This is a genomic window from Streptomyces recifensis (genome assembly GCF_002154615.1).
Lineage (GTDB): Bacteria > Actinomycetota > Actinomycetes > Streptomycetales > Streptomycetaceae > Streptomyces > Streptomyces griseoluteus.
The window spans coordinates 1-10,661 of the sequence record NZ_MUNH01000092.1; the positions used below are offsets into that span (position 1 = coordinate 1).

Here is a 10,661-nt window from a genome sequence, read left to right on the forward strand (position 1 = left end):
GCCTGCTGCGGCTGTTCGGCGAGAAGCGGGCACCGCTGGCGATGGGCCTGACCGGCCTCATCTTCGGCATCCCGGTCTTCTTCGACGTCGGCATCTTCGTCCTCGCGCCGCTGGTCTACGCGGCCGCGAAGCGGGGCGGCAAGTCCATCCTGCTGTACTGCCTGCCGCTGCTCGCGGGCCTGTCCATGACGCACGCCTTCCTGCCCCCGCACCCCGGCCCGGTGGCCGCGGCCGGACTGCTGCACGTCCAGCTCGGCTGGGTCGTCCTCATGGGCGTGGTCTGCGGCATCCCGGCGGTGCTGGCCGCGTGGGCGTTCTCCGCGTGGGTCGGCCGGCGCATCTTCGTCCCCGTCCCGCAGGACATGGTCGAGGCGGCGGAGGAGGCCCGGCAGGCGGTGCTCGCCGAACAGCGAGCCTCGGGCGTGGAGGCGGCCGAGAAGCCGGTCCCGCTGGGCACGGTCCTCGCCATCATCGGTACGCCGCTGATCCTGATCCTCGCCGCCACCTTCTCCTCGGTCGCGCTGGACCCGTCCACCGGGCGCTCGGTCATCGAGTTCTTCGGGCACCCCTTCGTCGCCCTCACCATCGCCCTGGTGCTCGCCTACTACCTGCTCGGCATCCGGCGCGGCTGGTCCCGCAAGTCCCTGGAGAACGTCTCCACCGCCTCCCTGAAGCCGGTCGGCAACATCCTGCTGGTGGTCGGCGCGGGCGGGGTCTTCGGCGCCGTCCTCAAGGCCAGCGGGGTCGCCCAGGCGCTCTCGGACACCTTCCACGGCGTCGGCCTGCCGGTGATCGTGCTGGCGTACCTGATCTCGCTGGTGCTGCGGGTCGCCCAGGGCTCGGCCACGGTCGCCATCGTGACGACGGCGGGCATCGTCGCCCCGCTGCTGACCGAGGGGCACCACTCCCAGGCGTTCACCGCCCTGGTCATCATGGCGATCTCCGCCGGCTCCATCTTCGCCTCGCACGTCAACGACGGCGGGTTCTGGATGGTCGCCAAGTACTTCGGCATCACCGAGCGCGACACGCTGAAGACGTGGACCGTCCTCGAATCGGTGCTCTCCGTCTCCGGGTTCGCGGTCGCGGCGGTGGTGAGCCTGTTCGTCTGACCGTTCCTCCGGCGGACAGACGGGGGACGTACCGGGGGGATACCGGCGGGAATGGAGCGCCGGGTGGTTCCGGCACAGGGAAGTCGTCCATACTGCCGCCGTGGAGCAGCGCATAGGATCGAGCAGCCAGCCCCTGAAGGGCGAGCCCGTCACGGGTGCCGGGTTCGACCCGGCCTTCATCCCCGGTCTGACGGGCTCCGCCGCCCAGGGGGAAGCGGAGGACGCCGAGGCGACGGCCGAGGCGGCCGACTCGGCCGAGGCGGAAGGGGGTTCGGCGCCCGCGGACTCCGTTCCGGAGGCCGGTGCGGCCGACGCCGGGGAGGAGCCCGCCGAGGAGGGCGGGCCCGTCTTCGAGGCCGCCGACCGCCGGGCGCGGATAGTCGCGGACCGGCGGGGCGTGCGCCTCGCCCTGGACGCGGAGGAGTGCGAGTTCACCTGGCCGGAGATCGCCGCCGTGGAGACGGAGACGGCCCGGTTCGGCAAGCGCTTCACCGTCACGGTGCACACCCCGGACCGCCGCTGGTACCCGATCGAGATCGAGGCCCCCTCCCGCTCGCACTTCGCGGAGTGGGACGCCTCGATGGACGCGGTACTGGACGCCTACTTCGAGTCGGAGTGAGGAACGGCGGTGCCCCGGCCTCCCTTCGGGGAAGCCGGGGCACCGCCCTTTTCCGGTACCGCTACGGCATGCCGTGCACGTGCGGACCGACCGCGCCGGACCAGGCGTTGCCCGCCGTCGCGTCCCAGTTGGTCGACCAGGTCATCGCGCCCCTGAGGTCCGGGTAGGTCCGGGACGGCTTGAAGGAGCCGCAGCCGGTGCCCTTGGCCAGGCAGTCCAGCGCGCTGTTCACCACGCTCGGCGCCACGTAGCCGCTGCCCGCGCCCCGCGTGGAGGCCGGAACACCGATGCCCACCTGCGAGGGCGCGAGCCCGCCCTCCAGCTGGATGCAGGCCAGCGCGGTCAGGAAGTCCACCGAGCCCTGGCTGTAGACCTTGCCGTCGCAGCCCAGCATCGAACCGCTGTTGTAGTACTGCATGTTGACGACCGTGAGGATGTCCTTGACGTTCAGGGCCGTCTGGAAGTAGGAACCGGAGGTCGACTGCATGTCGATCGTCTGCGGCGCCATCGTGATGATCAGCGACGAGCCCGCCTTGGACGACAGCGACCGCAGCGCCTGCGTCATGTACGTCGGGTTGAGCCCGTTCTCCAGGTCGATGTCGACCCCGTCGAACCCGTAGGTCTGCATCAGGGAGTACACCGAGCCCGCGAAGTTGTTCGCCGAGGCGGTGTCGCTGACCGCGACCGTGCCGCGCTCGCCGCCGACGGAGACGATCACCTTCTTGCCCGCGGCCTGCTTGGCCTTGATGTCGGCCTTGAACTGGTCGACGGTGTAGCCGTTCAGCCCCGCCGAGTCCAGGCTGAAGCTCACCGCGCCCGGCGTGGAGGTGGCGTCCGCGAAGGCCACCGCGATGATGTCGTAGGCCGAGGGCACGTCGGAGATCTTCTGCACGGCCGCGCCGTTGTTGAAGTTCTGCCAGTACCCGGTCACCGCGTGCTTGGGCAGGTCACCCTTGGGGACGGTCCCGCCACCGGACGTGGTGGTCGCGCTCACGGTCGCCGACTTCGGCGACTCACCGGCCGAGTTGGTCGCGCTGACCTGGAAGGAGTACGAGGTCGACGCCGCGAGCCCGGTGACCGTGGCCGAGGTGCCGCTCACCGCGGTGACCTTGGTGCCGTCGCGGTAGACGTTGTAGCCGGTCGCGCCCGACACCGTGTTCCAGGCCAGCGAGACCGAGGACGAGGTGGTGCCGGACACCGCGAGGCCGCCCGGAGCGGCGGGCTTCGTCGGCGCCGGGTCACCGCCCCCGCCGCCGTCCGGCCCCTGCACCTGCACGTCGTCGGCGTAGTACGCGGCCTGCCCGTACCAGCCATGGGTGTACACGGTGACCGAGGTGGTGGCGGAGCCCGTGGTGAACGTCGTCGAGAGCTGTTTCCACGACGAGCTGTCCGGCGTCCAGGTCGACACGTCGGTGGTGCCGGTGCCGGTCGCCCCGAGGTAGGCGTATCCGCCCTGCACCCAGGCGCTCAGCGTGTACGTGGAGTTGGGCTTGACCGCCACCGACTGGACGCACTGGGCGTTGTCCTGCCCGGCCGGGGTGGCCTTCAGCGCGGCGGAGCCGCTGTGCACCGGGGACGAGACGGTCGTGCCGCTGCCCGCCGAGCAGGTCCAGTTGGACAGGCCCGACTCGAAGCCGGCGTTCCTTGCGTTGTTGACGTCCGCCGCCGAGGCGGGAGCGGCGGCCAGCCCCGCCACGGCGAGGGCGAGGGCGGCGGTCACCGCCCGGGCACGGGCCCGGCCGCGCCGGCCGGGCGCGGGCATGGCAGATATGAGGTCCAACTGGGGCCTCCAGTGGGGGAGATCGCGGGGGAGAGGGGATGAGCACCTCTGTGCGCCCACGTTGGTCCAGACCAATTCCGCTGTCAAGGGGTGGCGTACGGACGGCTCCCGGCCCGCCCGCGCAACCTGTCCCGTTTTGAAGCCAGTTGTGACCGGAGAGTTCCCCACGAGCTACACAAACGCTGTTCTCCCGTGATCCAGGCGTGGATACAGTGCTCACGTAGTCACGCAACGAAGTCGTCATGGCCCGAGGGGAACCGTGCCGGTGGGCCGGAGGGTGTGAGAGCGGGGAGCTGCGCGTGCCAACTGCCATCGCCGTGACCAGTGCCGACCTGGCACTGCCGGCGCAGGACGAGCGGACCATGCCCGCCGTCGTGCTGCGCGATCTCCACAGCCGCCCGCTGGACCAGACCCTCCTGGAAGTCCAGGGCGTGATCGACCAGTTCGGCTATCTGGTGGTCCTGTGCTCCAAGGCCACCCCGGAGCCCGTGCTGCGCCGGCTGCACACCCTGCGCTCCCTGCTGGAGAGCGACCGGATCGCCGTGTTCCGGCCGGAGTTGCCGCCGCTCGGCGTCGCGGTCCTGGCCCGGCAGTTACGGCAGCTCGCCACCTGCGACCTCAGTCCCGGTGTGCTCGCCTCGGCCGGGCGGCTGCTCACCCACTACATCCACGCCGGTGCCGTACTCGGCTCGGTCGCCCGCCTCGACCACGTGCCCGTGGGGCTCAAGGCGCACGCCAAGTCCTGGGTGCCCGGAGCCCAGTTCGCCGTCGTCGCGCACCCCGAGCCCCAGCTCGTCAAGGCCGTCCAGGGTGCCACCCTCAAGGGCCCCGAGTTCAGCACCTGGATGCTGCTCGCCCGGGGTCAGCTGCAGTCCGACTGGATCACCGGCTTCGCCAAGGACTGGGGGGTGCACGGGCTGCGCGAGACCCCGCTGCCCGCCGAGTCGCCCGCCTGGTGGGGCACCGGCCGGATGATCGAGTTCTGCGGGTACCTCGCCGACCTCTCCGTGCTCTACCAACTCGTCACCTCGGTGCGGCAGTCGAGCTGCCACTGGTGCGGGCTCGACGTCATCGGCGACCGCTGCGTCTTCTGCTCCGCCTCCCCGCCCGAGCACCCCCTGCCGCCGCCGCGCGCCCTTCAGGGGCGTACGCCCGCCTGAACCGACACGGACCCCGCTCCCGTCCCGCACGACCGATTCCCCCAATGAGGTTGCACGGTTCATGAACTCCCGTCAGCGCCGCGGCGTGATACTCCTGATCCTCTCCGTCCTGTGCGCCCTCGGCGCCTTCGCGGGCGTGCTGTCCGTCATCAGCGACGTGCGCTCCAAGGTCGGCCCCGAGGTCACCGCGTACCGGGTCAAGTCCGCGGTCCAGCCGTACACCGCGCTCGGCGCGGACCAGTTCGAGAAGGTACGGATGCCCAAACGGTGGCTGTCCGCCAACGCCGTCACCGACCTCTCCCAGCTGCGCGGCAAGATCGCCGTCACCACCCTGCGCGCGGGCTCCCTGCTCCAGACCGACATGGTGGTCGACCAGCCCGAACTGCGGCCGGGCCAGCAGGAGGTGGCCATCATGATCGACGCGGCCACCGGTGTCGCGGGCAAGATCACACCCGGCGCGCGGGTCAACGTCTACGCCACCTTCGAGGGCAAGAAGGAGAGCGACCCCGACCAGTCGAAGATCATCGTCACGGACGCGCGGGTCCTGGACGTCGGGAAGATCACCGCGCTCGACCCCGACCGGGACCGCGACCAGCAGCGTCAGCCCACCGAGGCCGTCCCGATCACCTTCGCGCTGTCCGCCCTGGACGCCCAGCGCGTCACCTACGCCGAGTCCTTCGCCCAGCGGGTCCGGCTCGCCCTGGTCGCCCCCGGCGGCGAGTCGGAGATACCGGACCGCGAGCGCACCTACGAACTAGCGACGGACAAGTGAGAGGCGGCCCGCATGCCCACCAGGATTCTGCCGGCCGGCGCGGACCCGGACGCCGTACGGTCCCTCACCACCCTGCTCAGCCAGCTCCCGGACGCCGAGCCGGTCCCACCGGTCACCGACTCCACCCGGCTAATCGACACCCTGGCGCGGCTCGCCGCGGAGTCGGTCGACGAACTCCCCGAGGTCGTCGTCGTCCATGAACGTATCGGCCCCGTACCGGCGCTGGAGCTGATCCGGGAGATAGCGCTGCGCTTCCCGGCCGTCGGCGTCATCCTCGTCACCACGGACGCCGGGCCCGCCCTGTTCGCCGCCGCGATGGACGCCGGCGCCCGTGGTCTGGTCGGGCTGCCGCTGGCGTACGAGGACCTCGCCCACCGGGTGCAGGCCGTGGCCCAGTGGTCCACCGGGGTGCGCCGCCACCTCGGGCACGGCGGGGCCGACGTGCTCAGCGGCCCCGGCGGCACGGTGATCACGGTCAGCGGGGCCAAGGGCGGCACCGGCGCCACCACGGCCGCGCTCCAGCTCGCCCTCGCCGCCCAGGCGTCGGGCCGGGCCACCGTGCTGGCCGACCTCGACCTCCAGACCGGTGACGTGGCGTCCTTCCTGGACATCCAGTTCCGCCGCTCGGTCGCCGACCTCGCCGCCATCGCCGACATCTCCCCGCGCGTCCTGGCCGACGCCGTCTACCGCCACGACACCGGGCTCGCCCTGCTGCTGGCGCCCGGCGAGGGCGAGCGCGGCGAGGAGGTCACCGACCGCGTCGTCCGCCAGATCATCCACGCCCTGCGCGCCCGCTACGAGGTCGTCGTCCTGGACTGCGGCGCCCAGCTCACCGGGGCCACCGCGGCCGCCGTGGAGGGCGCCGACACCGCGCTGCTGGTCACCACGCCCGACGTGGTCTCGGTACGCGCCGCCAAGCGGACCGTGCGGATGTGGGACCGGCTCCAGATCCGCAAGGCGGAGGAGACCACGGTCGTGGTCAACCGGCACACCCGCGTCACCGAGATCCAGCCCGCGCTCATCCAGCGCATCACCGGCACCGCCCTGGCCCGCACCACCGTGCCCGCCGCCTTCAAGGAACTGCAGGGGGTGGTGGACGCCGGACGCGTGCACGAACTCGACGCCCGCAGCACCGTACGCCAGGCCCTGTGGGCGCTGGCCGGGGAACTGGGCCTGGCCAGGGCCGCCGACGGCCCCGCCCACCGGGGCGGCCGTCAGCGCGGCGGCGACCGGGGCGCCGTGGGCTTCCGGCGGCGGAAGGAGTAGGCATGAGGCGCCGCGGCAGGATACGGGAGGACCGGGGGCAGGTCGCCGTCGAGTTGCTCGGCATGACCCCGCTGATCGTGCTGACCCTGGTCCTGATGTGGCAGTGCGTGCTGGTCGGGTACGCCTTCGTCCTCGCCGGGAACGCCGCCGACGAGGGCGTACGGGCGGGCACGGCGGCCCCCCGTGGCGCGCGGCAGGGGGCGTGCTCGGATGCGGGGCTCAAGGATCTGTCCGGGGCGTGGCGGGACGGGGCGTCGGTGCGGTGCGGGGGCTCCGGCTTCGTCACCGCCGACGTGTACCTCAAGGTCCCCGTCCTCTTCCCCGGCTCCATCGACTTCCCGGTCACGGTGCACGGCCACGCCGGTGCCGTGGAGGAGGTGAAGGACTGATGCCCGGCATGCGCCGCGGCCGTACCCGCGACCGGGGTCAGGTCGCCATCGAGTACCTGGGGTTCGTCCCCGTGCTGCTGATCGTCGGTCTGGCCGGCATCCAGATCGGCGCCGTCGCCTACGCCGCCGAGCAGGCCGGCACCGCCGCGCGGGCCGGGGCGCGGGCCGCCTCGCTGCGGCAGGACGCGCAGGGGGCGTGCGCCGGCGCGGTCAGCGGCGGGCTCAGCGTGTCCTGCTCGGGCGGCGGCGGGGGCGGCGACTCGGTCACCGTGACCGCGACCGTCAAGATCCCCCAGGTCGTGCCCGGCTGGAACCTGGGGACCGCCGTCAAGTCCGCCACCATGCCGGTCGACCACTGAGGAGGGCCCTCTCATGAGCCTGCGGGCACGCATCAACTCGCCCGAGGAGCAGGGCAGCCGGGGGGAGGACGGACACCTGGTCGCCTCCTACCGGGCCAAACTGCTGGAGGAGATCGACCTCGCGGAGATGAGTTCGCTGGCCGCCGCCGAGCGCCGGGCCCGGCTCGAACGCGTCCTCGGCCACATCATCAGCCGCGAGGGCCCGGTGCTCTCCACCGCCGAACGCGCCCAGCTGATCCGGCGCGTGGTGGACGAGGCGCTCGGCCTCGGCATCCTGGAGCCCCTCCTGGAGGACGCCTCCGTCACCGAGATCATGGTCAACGGTCCCGACTCGATCTTCGTGGAGCGCGGTGGCCGGGTCGAACGGCTGCCGCTGCGCTTCGCCTCCGCCGACCAGCTCATGCAGACCATCGAACGCATCGTCTCCACCGTCAACCGCCGCGTGGACGAGTCCAATCCGATGGTGGACGCCCGGCTGCCGTCCGGCGAGCGCGTCAACGTCATCATCCCGCCGCTCTCGCTCAGCGGCCCCGTCCTCACCATCCGCCGCTTCCCGCGCTCCTACACCCTGAAAGAGCTGATCGGCTTCGGCTCGCTCGACGACCACATGCTCCTGCTGCTCGCCGGGCTGGTGCAGGCCAAGTTCAACGTGATCGTCTCCGGCGCCACCGGCACCGGCAAGACGACCCTGCTCAACGCCCTGTCCGGGCTGATCCCGGCGCACGAGCGCATCATCACCATCGAGGACTCCGCCGAACTCCAGCTCCAGCAGACCCACGTCGTCCGCCTGGAGTCCCGTCCGCCCAACGTCGAGGGCAGCGGCCAGGTCACCATCCGCGACCTCGTCCGCAACTCCCTGCGCATGCGGCCCGACCGGATCGTGGTCGGCGAGGTCCGGGGCGGCGAGTCGCTGGACATGCTCCAGGCCATGTCCACCGGCCACGACGGCTCGCTCGCCACCGTGCACGCCAACAGCGCCGAGGACGCCCTCACCCGGCTCCAGACCCTCGCCTCCATGTCCGACGTGGAGGTGCCGTTCGCCGCGCTGCACGACCAGATCAACAGCGCGGTCGACGTACTGGTCCAGCTCACCCGGTTCGCGGACGGCGCCCGCCGGATCACCGAGGTCGCCCTGCTGGACAGCCACGGCGGGGAGCCGTACCGGCTGGCGACCGTGGCCCGCTTCGACGCCCGCCCCATGACCGCCGACGGCCAGGTCCACGGCGCCTTCCAGTACTTCCCGCTGCCCCGCCGCACCGCCGACCGCCTCTACATGGCCGGCCAGCCCGTGCCCCAGGCGTTCGGCGTGGCCCGCACCGCGGACCAGCTCGCCACCCGAGAGGCCAGGTAGGCCCATGGATCTGTCCACCCTCGCGCAGCTCACCACCGGCATCACCCTGCTGACCTGTCTCCTCGCCGTCGCGGGCGTCCAGACCTACGCCTCGGGCCGGGCCCGGCGCGCCGCCCTGGAGGACCGGCTCGCGCACGCCGACCAGGTGGCCGGAGGCGGCCGGAAGCGGCACTTCCGCGGACTGGACCGCCGATTGCGCCGCACCGCGCTGGGGCGAGCGCTGCAACTCCGGCTCGCCGCCACCGGACTCGACCTCACCCCCGGCGAGTTCTTCGCCGGGATGCTCACCGCGGTCGCCGCGCTGTGGCTGGTCGGCCAGGCCACCCTCGCGCCCTTCTTCGGGCCCATCGCCGGACTCCTCGGCATCTGGGCGGCCGTGCAGTTCCTCAACTGGCAGCGGCAGAAGCGCATCGAGCGCTTCATCAACCAACTCCCGGAACTGGCGCGCATCCTGGCCAACGCCACCCAGGCAGGGCTCGCCCTGCGCACCGCCATCGGCATGGCCGCCGAGGAGCTGGAGGCCCCGGCTGGGGAGGAACTCTCGCAGGTAGCCGATCAGTTGGCCATCGGCCACTCCATGGAGGACGCGCTCGGCGAACTCGCCGCCCGGCTGCCCTCCCGCGAACTCGTCGTCCTCGTAACGACCTTGGTGCTCTCCAACCGGGCGGGCGGGCAGGTCGTCTCGGCGCTGCGCAACCTCACCGAGACGCTGGAGGAGCGCAAGGAGACCCGGCGCGAGATCCGTACCCAGCTCTCCCAGGTCACCATGACCTCGTACGCCGTGCCCGCCCTCGGCATCGGCGCGCTCTTCCTGATGAACGGCGTCAAGGACGGCGCCCTGGAACGCCTGACCGGCTCACCGGTCGGCCAGGGCTGCGTGATCGTCGCCTTCGCCCTGTACGCGGTCGGGTTCGTCCTCATCCGCCGCATGAGCCGGATCGACGTGTGAGGGGATGACGTACCGGATGGAACTCCTGCTCGCCCTGCTGGCGGCCCTCGGCGTCTGGGGCGCCTTCGCGGGCGTCCGCATGTACCGCGCCGAGACCAAGCTGCCCGGTGACCTCGCCGTCGCCCTGGAGATCGGTGCCACCCGCACCGGCGCGGTCGGCTCCGTCATCGACCGCATGGGCATGCGGTACGCACCCCTCGTGCTGCGCCTCATGGGCCCCGGCCTGGTCGCCCGCTACCGCCGCCGCATCGACCTCGCGGGCAACCCCGGCGGCCTCACCATCGACCGCTACGCCGCCCGCCGCGCGGTCTACGGCGCGCTCGGCACCCTCGGCTTCCTGGTCTTCCTGCTGCGCGGCCAGTGGTTCGTCGCCCTCCTGCTGCTCGCCTTCGGCGCCTTCTGGACCGAGGTCGGCATCTGGTCCGCGATCCGGGTACGCCGGGACGTCATCGAGCGCACCCTGCCGGACTTCCTCGACGTCCTCGCCGTCGTCGTCAGCGCCGGTCTCGGCTTCCGCCAGGCCCTCGACCGCGTCTCCACCCGCTACGAGGGTCCCTGGGCCGACGAACTCCGCATCACGCTCCGCCAGATGGACCTCGGCATGACCCGCCGCCAGGCGTTCACCGAACTCCGCCGCCGCAACGACTCCGAACAGGTCGCCATGTTCGTCACCGCCCTCCAGCAGGGCGAGGAACTGGGCGCCCCGATCGTCGACACCCTGGTGTCCCTGGCCAAGGACATGCGCCGCACGGATGCCCAGAACGCCCGCCGCAAGGCCGCCCGGGCCGTCCCCAAGGCCACGCTGATGATCACGACGTTCATGGTCCCGGCGACGATGCTGCTGCTGGGCGCGGGCCTTCTGCTGGGGTCCGGGGTGGACTTCGGGTCGTTGGCGGGGGAGTAGGGA

At 72.0% G+C, this 10,661-nt stretch carries 11 protein-coding genes; 10 read left to right on the forward strand and 1 reads right to left on the reverse strand.

Going from position 1 to position 10,661, the window contains the following annotated elements; genetic code table 11:
* On the forward strand, positions 1 to 1,109 hold a 1,109-nt coding region (locus CCN33_RS05935), incomplete at its 5' end, for a GntP family permease (RefSeq protein WP_107483906.1).
* 100 nt (positions 1,110 to 1,209) lie between these two features.
* Entirely contained in the window at positions 1,210 to 1,728 is a 519-nt protein-coding gene (locus CCN33_RS05940; protein WP_086691870.1) for a hypothetical protein, read from the forward strand.
* 61 nt (positions 1,729 to 1,789) lie between these two features.
* Here the strand turns inward: CCN33_RS05940 and CCN33_RS05945 are convergent, their stop codons facing one another.
* Entirely contained in the window at positions 1,790 to 3,490 is a 1,701-nt protein-coding gene (locus CCN33_RS05945; protein WP_086691873.1) for a chitinase, read from the reverse strand.
* 260 nt (positions 3,491 to 3,750) lie between these two features.
* Here CCN33_RS05945 and CCN33_RS05950 point away from each other — a divergent pair, with 260 nt between their 5' ends.
* From CCN33_RS05950 to CCN33_RS05985, 8 genes are all read left to right on the forward strand, one after another.
* The gene (locus CCN33_RS05950; RefSeq protein WP_086691876.1) at positions 3,751 to 4,668 is read left to right on the forward strand and encodes a hypothetical protein; all 918 of its coding nucleotides are present in this window, start codon (positions 3,751 to 3,753) and stop codon (positions 4,666 to 4,668) included.
* Positions 4,669 to 4,729: 61 nt separating this feature from the next.
* Positions 4,730 to 5,440 carry a Flp pilus assembly protein CpaB gene (gene cpaB / locus CCN33_RS05955; protein WP_086691879.1) on the forward strand — a complete coding sequence of 237 codons (711 nt, stop codon included), beginning with the start codon at positions 4,730 to 4,732 and terminating at the stop codon, positions 5,438 to 5,440.
* 12 nt (positions 5,441 to 5,452) lie between these two features.
* Positions 5,453 to 6,706 (forward strand): CpaE/TadZ family protein, encoded by a 1,254-nt coding sequence (locus CCN33_RS05960; protein ID WP_086691882.1) that lies wholly within the window; start codon positions 5,453 to 5,455, stop codon positions 6,704 to 6,706.
* A 2-nt stretch (positions 6,707 to 6,708) separates the two neighbouring features.
* Complete coding sequence (locus CCN33_RS05965; RefSeq protein WP_086691885.1) at positions 6,709 to 7,095, forward strand: pilus assembly protein; 387 nt, start codon at positions 6,709 to 6,711, stop codon at positions 7,093 to 7,095.
* On the forward strand, positions 7,095 to 7,454 hold the full coding sequence (locus CCN33_RS05970) for a TadE/TadG family type IV pilus assembly protein (RefSeq protein ID WP_208621666.1): 360 nt from the start codon (positions 7,095 to 7,097) through the stop codon (positions 7,452 to 7,454). Before CCN33_RS05965 ends, CCN33_RS05970 begins: the two co-directional genes overlap by 1 nt.
* Positions 7,455 to 7,467: 13 nt before the next feature.
* On the forward strand, positions 7,468 to 8,805 hold the full coding sequence (locus CCN33_RS05975) for a TadA family conjugal transfer-associated ATPase (protein WP_086691888.1): 1,338 nt from the start codon (positions 7,468 to 7,470) through the stop codon (positions 8,803 to 8,805).
* Positions 8,806 to 8,809: 4 nt separating this feature from the next.
* On the forward strand, positions 8,810 to 9,754 hold the full coding sequence (locus CCN33_RS05980; protein ID WP_086691892.1) for a type II secretion system F family protein: 945 nt from the start codon (positions 8,810 to 8,812) through the stop codon (positions 9,752 to 9,754).
* Between the two features lie 16 nt (positions 9,755 to 9,770).
* Entirely contained in the window at positions 9,771 to 10,658 is an 888-nt protein-coding gene (locus tag CCN33_RS05985; protein WP_086691898.1) for a DUF5936 domain-containing protein, read from the forward strand.
* Positions 10,659 to 10,661 lie beyond the last annotated feature (3 nt).